Origin of the sequence: Hymenobacter sp. BT188, assembly GCF_014333585.1 — a bacterium.
Taxonomy (GTDB): domain Bacteria; phylum Bacteroidota; class Bacteroidia; order Cytophagales; family Hymenobacteraceae; genus Hymenobacter.
This window is the reverse complement of sequence record NZ_JACSCW010000004.1, coordinates 469,569-490,237: the sequence shown is the minus strand read 5'-3', so window position 1 is coordinate 490,237 and position 20,669 is coordinate 469,569. Positions and strand designations below refer to the sequence as shown.

Sequence of the window (20,669 nt, the reverse complement as noted above, 5' to 3'; positions counted from 1 at the left end):
CACCTACAAGCTGCCGATTACTTGGCCAGCTCCGCCAGCACTTCTTTTGCCTTCGACACGTGGTCGGTAGCGCGCTGCATAGAGTTGAAGATGTATTGAATTACGCCCTCCTTGTCGATTACAAACGTGACGCGGCCGGGCAAAATGCCGAGTAGCGAGCGAGGCACTTCATAGAGTTTGCGCACTTTACCGCCTTCATCAGCCAACAATGGAAAAGGCAGCCGGTGCTTTTGAGTGAATTTCTGGTGGGAAGCTTCGCTGTCGGAACTAACGCCGATTACCTCTGCTCCCAGGTCCTGAAAATCTTCGTACTGGTCGCGGAAGGAGCAGGCTTCGGCCGTACAGCCGGGCGTATCGTCTTTAGGGTAGAAATAAAGTACAATGGCGCGCTTGCCACGCTGGTCGGCGAGGCGGAAGGTAGCGCCGGTGGTAGTGCGAAGGGTAAAGTCGGGGGCTTGGTCGCCAATCTGAAGCATGTGAGCCGCGTATAAGTGAGCAGGAAAGATAGCGCGAAAAAGAATCGGCATCTTTGTGCAACTCGCCTCCTGTGTATGTCCGATTTGCCCCCCGCCCCCATTATCGATGTTATTATTCCCGCCTACAACGAGGTGCATTCGATTTCGCACGTTGTACTAGAAATTCCGAAGAACCTGGTGCGGGAGATCATAGTGGTTGATAACAACTCTACTGATGATACGGGGCTGATAGCCAGAGCATCCGGCTCTACGGTGCTGGTGGAGAAGCGCGCCGGCTATGGCTATGCTTGCCTTCGGGGCATGGCCCACTGCTTTGCCCGCCCTCCCGAGGAGCAGCCCGATATCATCGTGTTTCTTGACGGCGACTACTCCGATTATCCCAAAGACATGCCCCAGGTGTTGGCGCCTATTCTGCGCGGCGAGGCCGATATGGTAATTGGCTCCCGAGCCCTGGGCAAACGGGAAAAAGGCTCCATGCTGCCCCAACAGATATTTGGCAATTGGCTGGCTACTACATTGCTGCACTCCTTCTACGGTGCCCGCTACACCGATCTGGGCCCTTTTCGGGCAATCCGGACCTCGGCCTTGAAGCGACTGAACATGCAGGACAAAACCTACGGCTGGACAGTTGAGATGCAACTTAAAGCGGCTAAGCTCAAACTGCGCACCACCGAAGTGCCTGTGCGTTACCGCCGCCGTATCGGCAAATCGAAGGTATCGGGCACGGTGGCGGGCACGGTGGGCGCGGGCTACAAGATCCTGTGGACGATTTTTAAGTATTTGTAAGCAAACCGCAACCAACAAGGCTTCATGGAACGGGTTGAAGGAGAAGGCATACTTTCCACGGCCGTTTTTGCAATGCTCCCTCTCATGCCCCTTTTACTGCATTCATGAAAGAGCTGGAAATTCTTCTTCTGGTTCTTTATGGGTTATGTCTCACCTTTATTCTGGGCTTTAGCCTGAGTCAGTTGCAGCTCACGCGGCTGGCCCGGCGCGCCTATCGTGGCCCGGTATTACCGGCCCCTACTTCTCCTGTTGAGTGGCCTTTAGTAACGGTGCAGCTGCCCGTATACAATGAGCTATATGTGGTAGAGCGGGTCATAGATGCGGCCGCCGCCCTCGCCTATCCGCTTGACAAATTACACATACAGGTACTCGACGATTCTACTGACGAAACCGTTGCGCTGGCCGCCACCCGGATAGCCTGGCACCGGGCGCAAGGTATTTATATCGATCATATTACACGCTCTGATCGTGAGGGATTTAAAGCCGGCGCTTTAAAGCATGCCTTAAATTGTACAGATGCTGAGTTGGTGGCTATTTTTGATGCCGATTTCGTACCCGAACCCGACTTCCTGCTGCGTACCGTACCCTACTTTTCCGATGCGACAGTAGGTGTAGTACAAACGCGCTGGGCCCATCTCAACGAGGAGTATTCGTTGCTTACAGAGTTGCAAGCTTTTGCCCTGAACGCACACTTTTACGTGGAGCAGGTGGGGCGGCTGGCTGGGGGGCATTTTATCAACTTCAACGGTACGGGCGGCGTGTGGCGGCGGCGCTGCATCGAAGAATCGGGGGGCTGGCACAGCGACACGCTCACTGAAGACCTGGACCTGAGCTACCGGGCACAGCTGCGCAACTGGCAATTCGTGTATCTGCCCCAAGTGGTGGCACCCGCCGAGCTACCGGCCACTATGGATGCGCTGAAGTCGCAGCAGTTTCGCTGGACCAAGGGCGGCGCCGAAACTGCCCGCAAGCACTTAGGCAGTGTGTTAAGGTCGGGGCTTCCCCTCTCCACCAAGTTGCACGCCACCTTTCACTTGCTCAACAGCACCGTTTTTCTGGCCATCCTGATTTTGTCTGTGCTGAGCGTACCGCTGGTATTTGTGCGGCAGCAATTACCAGAGCTCGAACCCGTATTCCAGCTGGCCAGTGTGTTTTTGCTTACCCTGCTGCCGTTGGTATACTATTATTACACGGCATGGCGCTACGATAATCCGGCGGCGGGCTGGGGGACTTTTTTACGTAAATTCCTGTTGTTCCTGGCCGTATCTATGGGCTTGGCTCTGCACAACTCAAGAGCAGTACTGCTGGGACTGATGGGTCGCCGCTCAGCTTTTATCCGCACTCCCAAAATGGGCTTGGTCCGGCGGCAAGGCACCTGGCAGGGCCGCCGCTACCGCACCGGCCGCTTCGACGGCCTCACGGTGCTGGAAGGACTGCTTATGCTGTACTTTCTGTTCGGCATTGGAGCCGGCTTGTACATCGGCGACTATGGTCTGCTGCCATTCCACCTGCTTTTGGTGGTCGGCTATGGCTTGGTTTTTTATTACTCAGTCCGTCACTCCAAATAGGCTAAACTGCTCAAGGCTAACGCAATGCCCCGCCTTTCTACTCGTCAGCTCATTGCTCTCTTGCTCAGTGCGGCGGCATATGCGGGGGTAGCCTATGCCACGCCACGGGCAAATTTTGGGCAGCTACTCGGACTGATGGCTGTGGCATTTGCCGCCTATATCTGGCTGGTGCGCAGCCAACTGCCGTTGCGGGTAGCCTTAGTTGCCGGGCTGCTGTTTCGGCTGCTGTGGCTGCCCGCTACCCCCGCCCTCTCCGACGACTATCACCGCTTCCGCTGGGATGGCCTGCTGGTGGCTGGGGGGCAAAATCCTTATCTGCACCGCCCCACCGACCTGCTGGCGCCCCCTGCTCCGATTGGCAACGCGCAGCTGCAGCAACAACTCACCGATCTGTATCCTAAGCTCAACTCCCCTCATTATTTCTCAGTTTACCCACCGGTTTGCCAGGCCGTGTTTGGAGTGGCCGCCTGGCTTTTTCCTCACAGTGAACGGGGCTTTATATTTCTACTTCGGGCCGTATTAATAGGCGCGGAATGCAGTACAGCTCTGCTGTTAATGAGCTTACTACGCGCCTTCGGTGAGCCAAAGCACCGAGCTTTATGGTATGTGCTCAATCCGCTGGTTATTGTAGAGCTGACGGGCAACCTTCATTTTGAAGCCTTGCTTATCTGCGGGCTGCTGGCGGCTTGGTGGGCCTTAGCACGGGGTCGTTGGGTGTGGTCGGCGGGGGCGCTGGGGCTGGCGGTGGCCACTAAGCTGTTGCCGCTGCTGGTGCTTCCATTTCTGATCCGGCGCCTGGGTTGGGGGGCTTTTTTACGCTATGCGGCTGTGCTGAGCTTGGTTGTGGGGGGCTTTTTTGCGCCTTTCATGTCCCTTGACTTGTTCAGCAACTTCGGCCGCAGCCTCGATCTGTATTTTCACACCTTCGAGTTCAACGCCAGCTTCTACTACCTACTCCGAGCGGCAGGCTACTGGCTGGTAGGCTACAACCTGATAGCCACCATCGGTACCGGCCTGGCCCTGACCGCCGGGCTGCTCCTGTTGTTGTTAGCTTGGCGTGAGCAACAGCCTACAGTAGCCTCTCTGGGCCAAACGCTGTTGCTGGCACTTACGCTTTACTATCTGCTAGCTACAATAGTACATCCTTGGTATCTGACACCGCTGATTACGCTAGCCTGCTTCACGCCCTATCGTTATAGCATTGTCTGGTCAGGGATGGTCCTGCTTTCTTACGCCGCTTACCAAACTCCTGTTTACTCCGAAAACCTTTTACTAGTAAGCATGGAGTACGGGCTGGTGATAGGAATACTTGTATGGGAAGTAGGCTTATTAAAACGGAGAGGTTTGTTTACGGATGCCCAGCAGATCAAAATCAACTAACATCTTCACACCAGTATGTATATCAAATATTTATCTAATTAATATATAAGTATATAAATATTATAGTCAACCAGTTTTACGTATTAATTTTAGATTAATTTAATATGATTGGTTTTTATTGCTACGTCAAACACTTAGGTTTAACCCATTAAAATCAGCTGTTTGCTAGTATTAATACGCACTCCATGTACCTCACCAGGGAAAGCATTCCCAGAAATATCTGTTAATGCCTGGCTTAGAAATACTGCTTGATTTACCCTCTATCTGCATTGCCCACGACCATTGTAACCAGTGGCTCTATGTAGACTGGAAAGGCGAGCAAAATGAGTCATCTATTTGGGTAGGTCGTCAACAACTGGTAGAATGGTTACGGCGCACCAAATGTCAGAAAATGCTGAACGACAACTCTAACTTGGAGGGGCCCTGGCAGGAGGCCTTCCAGTGGTTGGACGAAGCGTTTTTTCAGACCCTCGCGGATGCTAGCCTGCATTATCTGGCTTGGGTGTACTCCCCCAATTACCTCAGCCGGAGTGTCATTGATGACGCACTTTCTTGTATAAGCAAGCCGATGGTCGTCAGCTTTGAGGATGTTGCCTCAGCCTATACCTGGCTCAGCGAAAGCGTGAGACCTTATCAGGTTAACAATCTAATTCAATAGCAATTACCTCATTGTTTCTCAAGTTTTCCAGTAAGCATATCGCCGCACCAATTTGAGGCGTAGATTGCGTCCATCCCAAGTAGTTTGACGCAGCAGAACGTTGGGATATTTCTTGGCAAACCAATACACATTCTGCTTCTTATCGGCCAGCGAGACCGTCACCCGCCACGCGGTCTCGGGAGTGTCAGCAGCCAAACCATCTTCTACCTTCACCTGCGCATTATAATAGCTAGGCCGGGTGGCTTTGCTGTTTTGCTGCAACTCCGTAACGACCACCTGAAAGGTGGGTTTGCGGGTAAAACGGAGGCTACGCAGGGTGTAAGGCAGTGCATCCTCAAAAAGCGCGTCGCGCCGAAGCTGCCGCTCCCCGCTACCCTGGCCATCCCAGTAAGAATTATAGGTCTGGAGATAGTGGAGGCCTTCGTCCGTAATGGCCTTAAACGTGTTGCCACACCACTCCTGGGAAGAGGTTGTCATCTTGTGCAGGGCCAAGGGGTCATCGCGCCGAAAAAACAGGGAGGTTAGGTAATGGTAAGGATACTGGTCGGTTTCGATGCGGCAGAACTGATTCACCTTCATCACCGGAAATAAGTCGGGCCGCTGGAGGGTGTCGGCTTTCACATTGAAATGCGGCGTAAACTCCTCTTTTACAGTGATAAGCGTATACTCGAAGCGACGTACTTTGTCGTAAATGACTCGTTCGGCCTCGTAGGTTGCCACTTCGGCCAGTCCGTCTTCCCACCATTTGGCCATCGCCCACTGCTGATTGAAGTGAGGTGCCAATTTGAGCAAAGCAGCATTATCATCCGGCACTGGCCTGCTCTTCCTCCCCGATACTACTTCCTCTTCGGAGGAGCAGGCGGCAAGACCATTGCCTAAGGCCACGAATCCCAAACCGATTATAAAACGACAGACAGCGTGCATACGAACTAGCTTAATCAAGTAGAATGATGCTAGTACGGCGAAACGGAACGGTAGTACTTACTTAGTTTGATTTTCTGCCGCGCGCCACACGGCCAGATCGTCGGCCGTGTCCACATCGTGCAAAGTAGGCAGGCGGGCGACTTGCAGGCCCAATCGAGCCACATCCGCTAGGGTATCGGTCAGTACGGAGGCGGTGCTCCAGGCTTTGTTTTGAAATAAATCCTGGTGTAAAGCATTCATACCTAGCAGATAGTAACCACCATCAGCGGCGGGCCCAACCACCACATCGTGCGTAGCCAGTAGTTCGAAAGCCTGGCTTAAAAGCGTAGTGCTAAGGCCAGGGCAATCCGTTCCGATGATTACCACAGAGGCAGCACACGCTGTAAATGCCTGGGTGAATGCAAGCTGCATTTTGCCGCCTAGGTCGCCGGGTGGCTGCGGTTGCCAATTGTATTCGGGCCATTGAGCAGCTACAGCCTCTGGCGTTAAGGGCAAACTGGTGGACTGTGTTAGCCACACCGTTTTTTGCCCCCCAAAGCCATCGGCGGCGGCACGGGTGCGGGCTAGCAGCTCACGGTACACAGCTAAAGCTGCATCGTCGCCGATGCTGCGCGCCAGCCGGGTTTTTACCTGGCCCAACTCCGGCAACCGGGCAAAAATGAGCAGATGCTGTTGGTGATTATTAATGGCCACGCCGTGCGGTTTACGCTATTAATAGACCTGCTGGCCTTGCCGCAGCCACACGCTCCATAGCGCCGAATACGGGTGAATCTGACGCGTAGGCCCGGCAGCGTTGTATACCGGCCGCCCTTCATTCACCCACTGAAAAATACCTCCATACAGGTTGCGTACATCACGGAAACCCAGCGCTTTGAGTCGCTCTCCTACCCGCTCGCTACGGTAGCCCACTGAGCAATACACAACTACCGTTTGATCTCGGGGTAAGCCCTTGAATTCGTTCTTTTCAAAAGAATCAAAATCGACAAACCGGGCACCTGTCAGGTGGCTTACTTTGTATTCAGCGTGAGTGCGGGTGTCGAGCACCAAAACCTTTTTGGGCTTGTCTCGCAGCATATCGGCCAGTGCGGCGGCCTGAATAGTAGGCACCGTTTCGCGGTACAATGTCCTGAGCATTTGCCGGTACGCCGGACTCACCATCTCCGGCACAGACGTATCTTGCCCGCAGGCTGGGAGCGTCAGCAGCCCTAGGAACACCACCAATGCACGCCAGCAGTTCGTCATTTTCAACGTCAAATGGATAAGCTGCTAGGCCGTGGCGCCGCCACAGCTGGAACCAGCGCCAGCGGTACAGCCGTAGCAGTGCTGATTAATTACAATGGCCCGGTCTTGCAAAGCGGTGGCATCGAAGAAACGGATGTGCTGGGGGGCATTTTTTGCCACGTTCAGAGCGAGTTGTTGATTGAAGTCGCAGTCATAAAGCTGCCCGTCCCAACCAATGGAAAGCGTGCTGCGGCACATCACATTAGCCGCCGCCACAGGGTTGTACGCGGCCACCAGCTTTTGCATGTAGCTTTCGTAGTTTCCGCTTTCCAGCAGGTATTCCATAAACCGGCTGATTGGCAGATTGGTGATAGCCAACAAGCTATTGAACACCACCTCATGCTCGCGCAGCAAGCGCTGCTTGAACTCACGCTCTAGTCCGACCTGACGGCCCGGCAAAAAGGCCCCCGATGGATTATACACCAAGTCAAGCAGCAAGCCGGAGCCTTCTACGCCGTAACCCACCGCATTCAGCATGCGCAGGGCTCGGATAGAGCGCCCAAAAACACCCTCGCCCCGTTGGGCATCCGTGCGGGCGGCCGAAAAATGGGGCAGCGACGATACCACCCGCACGCCATGCTGAGCGAAGAACTCAGGCAAGTCATGATACTTCGGGTTGGCTACAATAATCGTCAGGTTGCAGCGCACGATTGTCTGCCGCCCCAAGGCCGAAATCTGCTCCACGAACCAGCGAAAATCGGGGTTCATTTCTGGCGCTCCACCAGTCAAATCAACTACTGGAATAGTAGTTTGAGCCAGCGCATCGAGGCAGAGCTGCATGGTAGCGCGCGTCATTATCTCGGTGCGGTCGGGGCCGGCATCTACGTGGCAGTGGCGGCAGGTCTGATTGCACATCTTGCCCACGTTCACCTGCATCACAGCCAGCTCGGTAGGGCGCAGCGGCAGCAGGCCCGATTCGTGCAATTTGTGGGCAAACGCCGGCAGCCGGGCACCGGCCGCTTCTGCCTCACTCAGCACCGTAAGCTGGTAGCTGGTATCGGCAAGGGCGTGGTGTTGGGCGTGCAGTGATTTCATGGACTCAATGGTTGGAGAAGTAACTAGCTGAATGGCTGATTGATGGGTCAAAATGGTGCTTCATTCAGCGTCCACTTAAGCACCATTCAGTCATTCAACCATTTATCTACATCGACAGTTCTTTGGCTTTGTTCATCATCTGTACGCTGTGCACCAAGGCCGCGCCGCCTTTGATGGCCACCGCTACATGAACGGCTTCCATCATTTGCGCTTCGTCGGCACCTTTCTGGAGCGAGTCTACAGTGTAAGCGTCGATACAGTAAGGGCATTGCACGGCATGAGCCACGGCCAAAGCTATGAGAGCCTTTTCACGCTCAGATAAAGCGCCATCTTTAAAAACTTCACCGTAATAATCGAAGAACTTACGGCCCATTTCGGGCTGCCAGTCTGCAACATTACCAAATTTGGCCAGGTCGGCAGGATTGTAATACGTTGATTTTTCCATGGTTGTGAGGGGACCCAAGTTAAATTGCTCTAATAACTGTTTCAGAGCAGGTTGGTGTTTGACTGGTTTACAGTTTGTAATCTCTTCATTTCAATTATTCCAACCAAAAAGCCCCCCAAGCAGCTACAATAAGCAGGACCTACTTATCGAGGCAGTACTGCTGCGTTCGGTAAATAGGTCCTGCCAACCGCCCACTGGCAGCAAAATGAGGTAAGCTTAAATATTGCCAACTACTGTCAGAGTCGATAACGTAGGATTGACGCTACCACCCACGGGCTCTACCGTCATGGCAAACGCCTGAGCACTGGCAATATCTTTCATCTGCTGTAGGCTGTCGCCAGCTGTAGTAGCGGCGGCCAATACGCCCGCATCAACCGGCTTGCCGTTGTCCAAAGCCCACAGTTGATATTGTTTGCCCGAAGGAGGCGCAGGCAATTTGCGCACATCAAGGTATACGGCCTTGGTTTTAGGGTTATATAGAACCCGGGCGCTGGCTGATGGAGCCGCAGCCGTACCAGCCAATGCCACCGTCCGAAAATCGTCGCTGCGTAGCACTTCCAACTCCTGCTGACGCACCGCCAACGTTCGCTCCGAAGCCTGCATTATAGAAGCTGTACGGCTTTGCTCGGTGCGGGCAATAGCCAGATCAGCGGCCGCATCGCGCCAGCGGGTGTACAGCACGAAGTTAGCGAAGCCACTGGCCAGCAACAGTGCCACCGAGGCAGCCAGCATCCAGCGGAAAGCAGGCCCGGAAGCATTGTTAGCTGTTTCGGGCTCCAAAGGAGTCATCTGGCGAACCACTGGTTCGGCAGGTGCAGCAGGCGCCGCTGTATCATTGGTCTGGGGGGCTTTTTGAGCTTCCGCTCGGATAGCAGCCTGCCAGCCGGACAACACCCGCTCACGCATAGCAGCGGGGGGCGTTTCGGCATGAGCTCGGGCATAAATGCCGAGGGCATGCTCCACCTGATCCAACTCCTGTGCAATTTCGGGATGCGCTGCGGCCTGTGCTTCGACAGCCGCACGCTCTGCCTCGTTCAGCTCGCCAAGGGCGTACTGTTCGAGGATGCCTGATTCGATATATTCCTGAATGTCCACGATTACCGAACCAATTTTGCGAGTACTTTGATAGCCGCCCGGGCACGGGTTTTTACCGTACCGAGGGGCAGGTTTAATTCGTCTGCCACTTCACTTTGTGTAAATCCGCCAAAGTACAGCAGGTCAATAACTTGTTTCTGCTCAGGGTTGAGCTTCTTTGTTATTTCCTGCAGGCCGATATGGTCGGGCTGAAAACCTGTAGGGGCCGCCTGACGCACCGCGGCGCTGTCCTCCAGCGGCTGTGTACGACTACCTACGCGGTACTGTCGAGACCGGATTTTGTCGATAGCTAAATTCCGACACACGTTCACCACCCACGTAAATAAACGCCCCTTAGAAGCATCGTAGGAGGGAAAAGAGTGCCATATCTTAACTAAACTTTCCTGCAGGACATCTTCGGCTATTTCTTCTTTTTTGACAATTCGGAGAATCACCCCATACAGGGCCGCCGAATATTTATCGTAAAAGACAGTCATAGCCGCCTCGTCGCGGTCGCGCAACCGCTGCACCAGCAATTCCTCGGGGGCAGGTATTAACGATTCTGGGTGGTTAACTGACACTGGGATCGGACTGAAGGAAGGAGGCTTACATAAAACTGAGACAGCCGCCGAGCGAATGTAAAGCATAAAGCTCGTATTTCGCTAGCTCGGTAGGTTGCCGAAACCCCCCACGCAATTGATTGCATTGCTGAGTTTCCGTGAATATACCCTGAAACTACATTTTTGTTCACGCATCTACCAACTCTCCTCGGGTTGCGTACCCATATTAAATTTCCTCGTTCTTCATCCTTGCTTCCGTTATGGCTATCGAATCCTTTAATCCTTACACCGGACGCGTTGTGCGTCGTTTTCGGGCATTCTCCTGGACTAAAACGGAACGCATTCTGGCGCAGGCGGCCCGCGAAGCACTTACCTGGCGCACTACAACCTTTGCGCACCGTGCTGAGCGCATGCATCGCGCCGCCACCCTCCTCCGCGAACGCCAGGATGAGCTGGCCCGCCTGATGGCCATAGAAATGGGTAAGCCTGTAGCCGATGGTCGGGCAGAGGTAGAAAAATGCGCCCTAACCTGCGATTACTATGCCGACCACGCCGAGGAATTTATGCGCGATGAACTAATTGAAACGCAAGCCCAGCGCAGCTTTATTTCCCATGAGCCTCTGGGCGTCGTGCTGGCCGTAATGCCCTGGAACTTCCCTTTTTGGCAGGTAGTTCGCTTCGCTGCGCCGGCCCTAATGGCTGGTAATGTGGGTTTGCTCAAACATGCCTCCAATGTGCCCCAGTGTGCTCTGGCACTGGAGGCCATTTTTCACGATGCTGGCTTCCCTCCTGCCACCTTCCGGACCCTGCTGATTGGAAGCGATTTGGTAGAAAAGCTCATTACTGATGATCGGCTAAAAGCGGTGACCCTGACGGGCAGCGAGTTGGCCGGCTCAAAAGTGGCCGCTACTGCTGGCGCCCACATCAAAAAGACCGTGCTTGAGTTGGGCGGCTCCGACGCCTTTATCGTGCTGGCCGACGCGGACTTGGAGCTGGCCGCCAAAACAGCCGCCCAGGCCCGCATGATCAACGCGGGCCAGAGCTGCATTGCGGCCAAGCGGTTTATCGTGGAAAAGCCAGTAGTTAAGGAGTTTATCAACCAGCTAAAAACCCATCTGCTGGCTTTCCGCACCGGCGACCCCTTGGATGAAGCAACGCAATACGGCCCTTTGGCTCGCCCCGATCTAGCCGACGAGCTAACTGAGCAAGTGGAAGACTCCGTGCGCCAGGGGGCAAAAGTGGAGCTGTATGGGGGGCAATCTGAGTCGGGGAATGCCTTGTTTCGGCCGATGATTCTTTCCCGCGTGAAGCCCGGCCAGCGAGCTTACCATGAGGAGTTATTCGGCCCCGTAGCGCTTATCCTGGAAGCCCGCGACGCCGACGATGCCATTCGCCTAGCTAATGACTCTCCTTTCGGCCTGGGTGGTGCCATCTGGACGTGTGATGTGAAGCGGGGCGAAGCACTTGCGCGCCGCGTGGAGGCGGGGGCCGTTTTTGTGAACTCTATGGTAAAATCTTCGCCCGAAATGCCCTTTGGCGGCGTCAAGAAATCGGGCTACGGGCGCGAGTTGTCGCACCTTGGTATTCGGGAGTTCGTCAACCAGAAAAGTATCTGGATAGGCGGGGGTACCCCGCTGAAAGATGGCACGAAAACAGAGTAGCCAGCCCCAATACCTATCATTTACCCTGTGCCTAATGATTGTTAATCAACGGTGTAGGTCGGGGTGGCAGCACTTGCCAAGCTTAAGCGTTCTAGGCTTTCTGAGGCATGAAATGCCGTAGCCGGGTGAGCATATTTCGTACTTCTTCTTCAACATACAGCGTGTCGCACTCCAGCAAATGGCCCTGGCAATACGATACAAAGAAAGGCGCCACCTTTTCCTTCATCATCTTTTGAGCCACCGGATTTTCATCGGAGTTCAGACGCAGGAAACGGATGGACGCAAACATCTCCTGATCAGCAAATTGGGCAAGGTGCGGCGCAAGCTGCTCACAGATCTCACAGTTGGGTGAGGTAAACTTAACAAACACTTTCAGATGCTCATGAATGAGGCGGCGCAGGCCTTCATCATCGGTATCTAAAATGCCCACGGGGGTAGAATCTTTCATAGTAGCAGCCAATACAAACAAAGACAACCCCAAACCCAACAGCACGGCCCGCAGACAAGAAAGCCGCCCAAAAGATTCCCAATTGGCGCGGCCCCCTTAGTACATAGCTATACTTCAGTTACTTAAACTGCTTTCAGCATCATGGCTCGAATGTATTTGACGGGTGCGCTGCCGTAGCTAAGAAACTGCTCGTTGAATGATTTCAGGTCAAATTTGTCCCCCAGCTCTTTCTTCAGCTCTTCGCGCAAGTCGTAGATGGCAGTGTAGCCGCTGAAGTAGCTGCTGAGCTGCACCTGCGAGAGCGTGGCCCGACGCCACTTATTAGTCGTCTCACTTTCTTCCTGAAAGCCATCACGCTGGAGCATCTTCAGGGCCGCTTCGCGGGAAATATTCCCCACGTGTACCTCATGGTCTAGGATGGTGTTGAGGGTCACGCGCATATTCCATTTGTCCCACATCAGCCAGATTTCGTCGCTATTCTGGCCGTAGCCGTTTTCCAGCATCATACGCTCAGCATACACGGCCCAGCCTTCTACCATCGCGCCGTTGGCGAAAATGGCCTTTACCAGCGAGGGCGAGCGATTAGCATACACCAGTTGGGTATAATGGCCCGGAATAGCCTCGTGGATATTCAGAATCTGAAGGGTATAGTCGTTATACTCACGCAGATAGCTCTCGGCCTGAGCAGGCGTGAGGTTATCCAGCGGCTCCACGTTGTAATAGGTGTTGGCAGCCTTATCATAAGGGCCGGGGGCCGAAATGCTGGCACCTGCACCGCTACCGCGCATATAGAGCGGCGTCTCGCGCACGACAAGCGGCTTGCTTGGGTCCTGAGTGAGCAGCTTTTTATCGTTGACGAACTTCACCAGCACCGGAATCTGAGCTTTCACGGCCTCCACAAAACCCGCTTGCGTCGCGTGCTTCTCGGATAAGCGACTGATTACCCGCTGGATCATGGCTACCGAATCGGTGGGCATGGGCTGACCAGCAAAGTACTTGGGCCACAAACGGGCAGCGCGGCGGCCCATATCACGCAAGAGATAAGCACGGTTATCCTGGGCTTTCTGATACACCTGATCGGCGGAGTAAGCCGACTGAATATCCAAAGTAAACTTGCGGTCGAACAGCTCTTTGCCCAGGCGGAAGCTGCGAAATTTGCCCCCCGCCAGCACTTCGCCGCGCAAAAACTTCAGATAGTTCTCAATTACCAGGCGCGTGGTGGCAATGCGGTCTTGCAGTTCTTTCTTCTCACGCGCATCCAGCCCGGAGCGCTTGATAGAGTCCTGCAACGCTGGCCCGAATACCTGCAAGCCGCCCTCATTCTGTAAGATGGCTAGCTCGGTGTGCTCGCGGGTAGGCTGCTTGATGTTGGTTTGGGCCGCCTCGTAGTAATCAGGGGCGTGGTCGATTTTAATAGAAATTGCCCGTAAACGACGGTCCAACGGATAGTAGCGGCCGTTGAGGATTTCGGCTACTGAGGCGCCTAGGTTATAGCTCGAAGGGTCCCAAGACCAGCTACGGAGAGTATCGGTGTAAAAGCGCGACTTATCCAGGTAGTTAAGCAGCAACTGATAATCCGTCTGGTTATTTGCTGCTAAATCATTGACCGCAAAGCCCGTCAGGCGCTTACGCATGCGGGCTTGGGCTGCGGTCTCTACTTCCCGCCGTGCCGCCGTCGGGATAACCAGCAGGGAATCATAACGATGATTACCCTTTGCCGAGGCCAGTCGTGGATTGTAGTACCAGAGCGAGTCGATAAACTGGCTCTTGAAGCGCTCAAAGCTCTCATTAACTTCAGCGGCGGGGTCGGCGGTAGCAGTAGTATCGGAGCTGCCGCAGCTACCGAGAAGTGAGGCAGCCGCTAACGTACTGACGGCCAGCAATGATTTTAGGGTAGTAGTTGAGCGCATAGAAAGGGCAGTTTGGGTAGCAAGGTAATGGTCAGGGGCGGGTAATGCTAGGGTTTTGGCAGAGCCTAACACTCTAGCCCACTTTCTCTTGCTTAGCCAGCGCCGGGGGGCTTTTTGGCACGAGGGGGGGCTGCCTTTCTAGTCAGGTACGGATGTCGTGTAGCTTACGGGTCCGCCAAATGCCTGTCCTATGGCTACTAGCTCCACCCATCTGTCACCCTGCTTGCGGCGGGTAAGCACGGGCTGACCACCGCCGGTTTCCGAAGCACTACCCCAGTACAGACGTACCTGTAGCGTCTCATTTACGACGGTACCCGCTACGCTTACTACCCCGACACCACGCTTGAACAGCCCATTCGTAGTGAGCGTAAACAGAGAATTATCGCTGTGCGCGATGCTGTAGCCCCGCTGCACGAGCACCTGCGCCAGCCGCCGCCAACTCTCCGCATATGTACCACTCAGAGCCAGCACCATCGTGTCATCGTCTTTGCTGGCAATCTGAGCTCCCGATAGAGCAGTAGCGGTTTGAGCCTGCACTACTTGGATTGATAAAAATAGTAAACTGACGTAGAGTAGTTTCTTCATACCTCAAAGTATCAATTTATCCGAATATTTAGGCACATTCATCTTGTACTGTGGTGTCACGTCTGATCGTTGCAGTCGTTGTGCAGGTGACGCTGTGAAGGTCATTCGCTGCGCTGACTGACCTGTGGTTCAACGATTAGACGCGAATACGCGTCTCTACCCTGTTCTAATAAGTTAGCTTATTGGGGCTTCTTTGTATTGTTGTAACTCCAAAAAGCTCCCCAGCCATGCGTCTGCCCGCCTCCCTACTGTTTACTGGTTTGCTCCTAGCCCTGGCACCATTGGCCTGCTCCCAGCAAACACCTGAAACTCCTGCGTCCACGCGACCAAGCGGCCCGCCTGCCATAACAGTACAGTCGGCTAGGCCGGCCCTGCTCGAAACCTTTGAAACGGGCAGCAAAGGCGCTTATGCTGAGGCTAATGAGGTTCTGCCCTCTGGTTCCTGGCACTTCACTGATGCTATGATTGGCTCCGCGCCCACCGATAACAAAAACGGCAACCGCGCCGTGCGTCTGCGAGGCCGTGGCCGCCTACGCATGAACTTCGACGCGCCCGCAGGCATCCAGTCAGTGCGCATCAGCAGCGCTTCTTATGGCGACGACGCGCCCAGCACCTGGGAGCTGTGGGTAAGTCAGGATGGTGGTCGCCAGTACCAGCGGGCCGGCGCGGCGGTGCGTACCAGTGGTCCGCGTCTCACCCTGAGCACCTTCGGGGTAAGTCCGGGGGGCAAATTGCGGCTGGAAATCCGCAAAACAGATGGCGGCAACACCCGCCTCAACCTTGATGATATTGCCTTGCTCACGGCGGCCAGCGCTGCTACGCCGGCTGAGGCACCTGCTTCCGTACCCGCGCCCAACTCGCCAGCCCGCACTGCCGTTGTGGTCAGCCGCGACGATAATATGGCCCTCGGCAACCCTAGCGGCGCTACTAGCAGTCTGAATTCACCCAACAATTACCTACTCAGCAAGCCTCAATACGCTATGAGCTACAACGCCGGCCGGGGCATTCCGAACTGGGTAAGCTGGCACCTCAACCGCGCCTGGATGGGCAGCGCCCCCCGCCAGGACGACTTCCGCCCCGACCCTGCCCTACCCCGCGGCTTCTACCAGGTTTCCACCGGCAGCTACCTCGGCTCGGGCTTCGACAGGGGCCACAACTGCCCTTCTGCCGACCGCACCACTGACCTCGACGACAACTCGGCTACCTTCCTCATGACCAATATGATACCACAGGCCGCTAATAATAATCAGCGCACTTGGTCGGGGCTGGAAGAGTACGGGCGGCGGCTGGTAGATGCCGGCAACGAGGTCTACATTATCATGGGCAACTACGGCAAGGGCGGCACCGGGCTCAACGGCCGCGCCACCACCATCGATCAGGGCCGTATTACAGTGCCCGCCCGTATCTGGAAAGTGTTAGTTATCCTACCCGAAGGCACCAACGACCTCCACCGAATTGCTGCTGGCCAGGCCCGTGTGCTGGCCGTAGACACGCCCAACGATCAGAGCGTTAGCCCCGACTGGAGCCGCTACCGCGTATCAATCGATGCTATTGAAGAGGCTACTGGGCTGGATTTGCTAAGCAATATTCCTTTGGAAGCGCAAGACCGCCTGGAGGCACGAGTGGATACGGGGCCTACACGGTAGTTAGGCAATAAACAATTACAAAGGTGGTCATGCAGAGCGGCGCGAAGCATCTCGCGTGCTGATGTGAGGTTACTAATCCTAACTACCGCTGGCGAGATGCTTCGCGCCGCTCTGCATGACGTACTAGGTGATTATTTAATGGCAAACTCCTAATTCCTATTTGCGTACGCCACCCCGTGACAGCCATATTGCACCCCAGCGACTATTCTGCTTGGCAACTTGTAAAGAACTTCGCCGTATTTTTGCCCCGAGCTATCTTCTAAGCTAGTTCGTTCCGCTCCCCTTCCTCCTCACATACTATCCTGCCCATCATGCGTCCGTCGGCGCGTCATGGGCTTTTTTTGTCTCAATGCTCGTTCGCCCGAGCTATGCTAATACTGCTTATGCTTACTCAAACTTCTGTTCAAGCTACTTCGCCGCGCGTGCATCGGGTGGCCGTCAGTGCGATTTTCTTTTTGCAGGGCTTATGCTTTGCCAGCTGGGCATCGCGCATACCTACAATTCAACAACAGATGGGCTTCTCTGACACCCAACTCGGGCTAGTGCTGCTGGCGCTACCCGTGGGCCTGATGTTGTCCTTACCGCTGTCGGGGTGGTTAGTGGCCCGGCACGGCAGCCGCTGGGTAGCGCTGGCGGGGGCATTTCTGTACGCTATTACCTTGCTTACGCTAGGATTTGCTGCCAATCCATTGCAATTGGTGAGCTGCCTCGTGTTCTTCGGGCTGGCAGCCAACATGCTCAACATTGCCATTAACACGCAAGCAGTAGGCGTGGAAGCGCTCTATAGCCGTTCGATTATGGCATCGTTTCATGGTGTCTGGAGCTTGGCTGGCTTTGTGGGCGCGGCCGTTGGCACTATTATGATAGGGTATGGCATCAATCCACTGGCCCATTTTGCCTTGATCACGGGCCTGATCATAGCGGGCGTGCTGGTGGCTGGACGCTACATATTGCCCGCCGACGCCAATAGTGCGGCCACCGACCAACCAATCTTTGTCTTACCCGATAAATCCTTACTTATCCTAGGTGTCATTGCCTTTTGCTGTATGATCTGCGAAGGCGCTATGTTCGATTGGAGCGGTGTTTATTTTCGGAAAGTTGTGCAGGCCGAGAAAGCCTGGGTGGGTGCCGGCTACACCGCATTTATGAGCACCATGGCCGCGGGGCGCTTCGTGGCCGACCGCTTCACGAGTCACTTTGGCCGCGCCCGAACCCTACAGTTGAGCGGCCTGCTGACAGCCTCAGGACTACTACTGGCGGTGCTATTGCCTCAGCTCTGGCCAGCAATTATAGGCTTTCTGCTTGTCGGGTTTGGGGTTTCGTCGGTGGTGCCGCTGGTGTACGGAGCAGCCGGGCGCTCCACCGTCATGTCGCCGGGCGTGGCGCTGGCGGCGGTATCTACAGTCGGCTTTCTTGGTTTTTTGATTGGCCCGCCACTTATCGGGCTGGTTGCGGGCGCTACCAGTCTGCGCATCTCCTTTTCAATTATTGCGGTGATGGGACTGTGCATTGCCCTTCTGGCAGCACGGGCGAAGCTGTAGCTTCGGGTTCTGGCTGGGGGTCCTATTTCGCCTGGCCAAAGTAGTTGCCGGGGTTCCAGGTGGGGCGCTGGGCCTCGTTAGCAATCTGGTAGCCGATAAGGAAATTTAGCTGAGCGTACTTCTTGCCCGCTTCGAAATCAAATACCCCATTTATATCATCCTGGGGCTTATGATAGTACTTGGCCCGCCATGCCTGTACCTGCTCGCTTAAGTTGTTTTTACCGTCGGCGGTCTTATTCCCATACTTGACATGAAGTGCCGGAATCCCCTGAGCCACAAAGCTATATTGATCGGAGCGAATAAAGCGATTTTGAGTGGGCTCGGGGTCGTCTTCAACCGTCAGGTCCATCATCTGGCTGGCTGTGGCTACGGGCCCGGCTAAGGAGGAATTCTCCGCTCCCAGCGCTACCACCGATAGCAAAGGAGCAATGATGGTGGGCATATCGGTGTTAATGTTGGCCACCAATTGCGCTTTGGGCACCGTCGGGTTTTGGGCAAAATACGCTGAACCTAGCAGCCCCATTTCCTCTCCAGTAACGGCTACAATGAGGATGGAGCGCCGCGGTTTTTGCTTGAGGTTTTTGTAGGCGCTGGCAATTTCCAACAGACTAGCCACGCCCGTAGCATTGTCGTGGGCGCCGTTGTAGAGCGAGTCGCCCTGCACGGGAGCACCAATACCCATGTGGTCGAGGTGGGCGCTATGCACCACATATTCGGCCCGGAGCTGCGGATCGGAGCCGGGTATTTTGCCTACTACATTATAGCTGGTTATATCCTGGTAGCGCGAGGACTGGGCGGCACTCAGGCGCGGCAACAAGACGATTGAGGCCGCCCGACCAGCACGCAACGTGGCGAAAGCACTAGCCGTATCGGTAGCCGCGCCGGCAAACAGTTGGTGTAGAGTAGCCGCATTCACGGCGCCCAACACCTGAATTTGCCCCCCAGCGTAGCTACGCGACACCCGCACTTTGCCATCGGGCCCGAGCACGCTTACAACGCCTCTACCGAAGTTTGGCAGCTTGGTAGAGGGTTTGGGAAAAGCCAATAGTACCCCTACTGCTCCATGCCGCGCGGCCGTTTGCAGGATAGTCAGTACATCGATGTTGTAGAGGCGTACGGCGGCCGGAAACTGCTTCGGCGCCTCCCTCGTCACGACGACCACTTTGCCCTTTACATCGAGGCCGGCGTAGTCGTCGTAGCCCAGACTTGGGGCGCTGATGCCATACCCAGCAAAGACCATTGGAGCGGCCGTTACGCTCGTGCGGGGCACTTCCGGATTCGGATACAAAACAAACTCTTCGCCCGCCTTTAATACAGTAGTCTGGCCTGCTGCGCTTTGCAATTGCATGGTGGCAGCAGATTCCGTGAAAGCGCGTCGTAGCCGGACCTCTTGCGTAAACGTGCCCTTGTCGCCGGCCGGCTCTACTCCCGACTTTTTTAGCTGCCCTGCCACGTACTCAACGGCCATTTGATAGCCCGGCGTACCTGGCAATCGGCCTTGCAGCTTATCATCGGCCAGGTACTGTACGTGAGCCTTGTAGTTGTCAGCGCTTACTTTGCTCAGCGCTTTCTGAATTGGTTTTGGAGGCGCAGCAACCGATTGAGCCAGGGCACTTTCACTGAGTAGTAGGCAAGCGCTAAGCAGAGAAACACAGTATTTCATTCGTCTGGAAGTAAGCTATGGCAAGAGTTGATTTTCTAGGTTTCCGTCAGCACTGTTTTAAACCCGACTAGCTTGCCTTCCTCCGTTTTCCCCAGTGCAAACGCCTGAATCTGGGGGCCTTTGCCGATGCGGTAAACTTTAGCTTCTTGTAGCTCCTGCTTCATAAACATCTGCAAGGCCTTATAACGGTTGGCTAGTTCTACATTGCCAAGCACACCATTATCAGCCGTATGGTTGCGCAAAAACACAGTTAACTCCTTGGTTTCTACCGGTGAGCCATCGGGCTGACCGAGCAGTTTCAGCAGCGCAGCGTCGGTTAGCTCGCCATTGGGGGCGGCGTAGCTCACTGCTTCCAGCGGCGCGTCCGACTCGCTCATGTAGAACAGCCCTTTGGTCATAGTTTGCAGTTGGTCCATGACAGTATCGGAGGTTGGAGCTGTAGTATCGGCGCTGGGGGGCATTTTGGCCTTGCTGGTTTCGCGAACTGCCTTCGAATCAGGCGCTGGCTCCGTGGCTTGGCCTGTTGGGCCTGCTTCTCCTTCGGGGAGCAATTTGGCGCTAATAGCGTCGGCCAATTCCTTCATGCGCGCTTCGGCTACTTTGATTTTCGGATTCGCAAAATTCATATCCGACACTCGGTTCATCGGAATCAGATGGATATGCGCGTGCGGCACTTCCAGCCCAATTACGGCCACGCCAATGCGCTTGCACGGCACGGCATCGCGTACGGCCTGGGCCACGCGCTGAGCAAACTGATGCAGGCCCGCCAGCTCGGCGGGGGGCAAATCGAATATATAGTCTACCTCCCGCTTTGGAATGACCAGCGTGTGACCTTCTACCAACGGGGTAATATCCAGAAAGGCCAGATGATCAGCGTCTTCAGCGACTTTAAAGGCTGGTAGCTCGCCCGAAATGATACGGGAAAAGATAGAAGGCATGGCGAATGGTTTATGGTGGTCAGAATATCCTACGTGCTCTGGAATATACACCACGGACTACGAAGGTATGTGTCTGTGCCTCCTATACGG

Annotated in this window: 20 protein-coding genes; 7 read left to right on the top strand and 13 right to left on the bottom strand. The window is 55.0% G+C overall.

The window, feature by feature from the left end:
* Window positions 1-17: 17 nt before the first annotated feature.
* Window positions 18-476, bottom strand: a complete 459-nt coding sequence (locus tag H8B13_RS13545) for a peroxiredoxin (protein WP_187311335.1) — start codon at window positions 474-476, stop codon at window positions 18-20.
* A 75-nt stretch (window positions 477-551) separates the two neighbouring features.
* Here H8B13_RS13545 and H8B13_RS13540 point away from each other — a divergent pair, with 75 nt between their 5' ends.
* From H8B13_RS13540 to H8B13_RS13525, 4 genes are all read left to right on the top strand, one after another.
* Complete coding sequence (locus H8B13_RS13540) at window positions 552-1,262, top strand: glycosyltransferase family 2 protein (protein WP_187311334.1); 711 nt, start codon at window positions 552-554, stop codon at window positions 1,260-1,262.
* A 104-nt stretch (window positions 1,263-1,366) separates the two neighbouring features.
* Window positions 1,367-2,830, top strand: a complete 1,464-nt coding sequence (locus tag H8B13_RS13535) for a cellulose synthase family protein (protein WP_187311333.1) — start codon at window positions 1,367-1,369, stop codon at window positions 2,828-2,830.
* Between the two features lie 24 nt (window positions 2,831-2,854).
* Entirely contained in the window at window positions 2,855-4,210 is a 1,356-nt protein-coding gene (locus tag H8B13_RS13530; protein WP_187311332.1) for a glycosyltransferase 87 family protein, read from the top strand.
* A gap of 226 nt (window positions 4,211-4,436) precedes the next feature.
* Complete coding sequence (locus tag H8B13_RS13525; RefSeq protein WP_187311331.1) at window positions 4,437-4,868, top strand: hypothetical protein; 432 nt, start codon at window positions 4,437-4,439, stop codon at window positions 4,866-4,868.
* An 18-nt stretch (window positions 4,869-4,886) separates the two neighbouring features.
* Here the strand turns inward: H8B13_RS13525 and H8B13_RS13520 are convergent, their stop codons facing one another.
* The 7 genes from H8B13_RS13520 to H8B13_RS13490 form a co-directional block, all read right to left on the bottom strand.
* Window positions 4,887-5,792, bottom strand: a complete 906-nt coding sequence (locus tag H8B13_RS13520) for a hypothetical protein (protein WP_187311330.1) — start codon at window positions 5,790-5,792, stop codon at window positions 4,887-4,889.
* A 57-nt stretch (window positions 5,793-5,849) separates the two neighbouring features.
* Window positions 5,850-6,485, bottom strand: a complete 636-nt coding sequence (locus tag H8B13_RS13515; RefSeq protein ID WP_315985141.1) for a TIGR04282 family arsenosugar biosynthesis glycosyltransferase — start codon at window positions 6,483-6,485, stop codon at window positions 5,850-5,852.
* An 18-nt stretch (window positions 6,486-6,503) separates the two neighbouring features.
* A complete protein-coding gene (locus tag H8B13_RS13510) occupies window positions 6,504-7,034 on the bottom strand; it encodes a rhodanese-like domain-containing protein (RefSeq protein ID WP_187311329.1) in 531 nt (176 codons plus the stop codon).
* Window positions 7,035-7,058: 24 nt separating this feature from the next.
* Window positions 7,059-8,108, bottom strand: a complete 1,050-nt coding sequence (arsS, locus tag H8B13_RS13505) for an arsenosugar biosynthesis radical SAM (seleno)protein ArsS (protein WP_187311328.1) — start codon at window positions 8,106-8,108, stop codon at window positions 7,059-7,061.
* A gap of 106 nt (window positions 8,109-8,214) precedes the next feature.
* Window positions 8,215-8,553 (bottom strand): arsenosugar biosynthesis-associated peroxidase-like protein, encoded by a 339-nt coding sequence (locus tag H8B13_RS13500; protein ID WP_187311327.1) that lies wholly within the window; start codon window positions 8,551-8,553, stop codon window positions 8,215-8,217.
* Window positions 8,554-8,769: 216 nt separating this feature from the next.
* Window positions 8,770-9,648: an anti-sigma factor domain-containing protein gene (locus H8B13_RS13495; RefSeq protein WP_187311326.1), complete on the bottom strand. Its 879-nt coding sequence runs from the start codon at window positions 9,646-9,648 to the stop codon at window positions 8,770-8,772.
* Between the two features lie 2 nt (window positions 9,649-9,650).
* Complete coding sequence (locus H8B13_RS13490; RefSeq protein WP_315985140.1) at window positions 9,651-10,208, bottom strand: RNA polymerase sigma factor; 558 nt, start codon at window positions 10,206-10,208, stop codon at window positions 9,651-9,653.
* Window positions 10,209-10,447: 239 nt separating this feature from the next.
* Here H8B13_RS13490 and H8B13_RS13485 point away from each other — a divergent pair, with 239 nt between their 5' ends.
* On the top strand, window positions 10,448-11,848 hold the full coding sequence (locus H8B13_RS13485) for an NAD-dependent succinate-semialdehyde dehydrogenase (protein WP_187311324.1): 1,401 nt from the start codon (window positions 10,448-10,450) through the stop codon (window positions 11,846-11,848).
* Between the two features lie 91 nt (window positions 11,849-11,939).
* Here H8B13_RS13485 and H8B13_RS13480 read toward each other — a convergent pair whose 3' ends face one another.
* The 3 genes from H8B13_RS13480 to H8B13_RS13470 form a co-directional block, all read right to left on the bottom strand.
* A complete protein-coding gene (locus tag H8B13_RS13480; protein WP_187311323.1) occupies window positions 11,940-12,296 on the bottom strand; it encodes a thioredoxin family protein in 357 nt (118 codons plus the stop codon).
* Window positions 12,297-12,418: 122 nt separating this feature from the next.
* A complete protein-coding gene (locus H8B13_RS13475) occupies window positions 12,419-14,206 on the bottom strand; it encodes a DUF885 domain-containing protein (RefSeq protein WP_187311322.1) in 1,788 nt (595 codons plus the stop codon).
* A gap of 138 nt (window positions 14,207-14,344) precedes the next feature.
* Entirely contained in the window at window positions 14,345-14,791 is a 447-nt protein-coding gene (locus H8B13_RS13470; protein ID WP_187311321.1) for a hypothetical protein, read from the bottom strand.
* 227 nt (window positions 14,792-15,018) lie between these two features.
* Between H8B13_RS13470 and H8B13_RS13465 the strand changes: the two genes are divergently transcribed.
* Together H8B13_RS13465 and H8B13_RS13460 are read left to right on the top strand one after the other, a co-directional pair.
* On the top strand, window positions 15,019-16,437 hold the full coding sequence (locus tag H8B13_RS13465; protein WP_187311320.1) for a DNA/RNA non-specific endonuclease: 1,419 nt from the start codon (window positions 15,019-15,021) through the stop codon (window positions 16,435-16,437).
* Window positions 16,438-16,820: 383 nt separating this feature from the next.
* Entirely contained in the window at window positions 16,821-17,978 is a 1,158-nt protein-coding gene (locus tag H8B13_RS13460) for an MFS transporter (RefSeq protein ID WP_187311319.1), read from the top strand.
* Window positions 17,979-18,000: 22 nt separating this feature from the next.
* Here the strand turns inward: H8B13_RS13460 and H8B13_RS13455 are convergent, their stop codons facing one another.
* Window positions 18,001-19,641, bottom strand: coding sequence for a M28 family peptidase (locus tag H8B13_RS13455; protein ID WP_187311318.1), 1,641 nt, complete (start codon window positions 19,639-19,641; stop codon window positions 18,001-18,003).
* Window positions 19,642-19,676: 35 nt separating this feature from the next.
* Window positions 19,677-20,579 (bottom strand): nuclease A inhibitor family protein, encoded by a 903-nt coding sequence (locus H8B13_RS21590; protein ID WP_187311317.1) that lies wholly within the window; start codon window positions 20,577-20,579, stop codon window positions 19,677-19,679.
* Window positions 20,580-20,669: the final 90 nt, after the last annotated feature.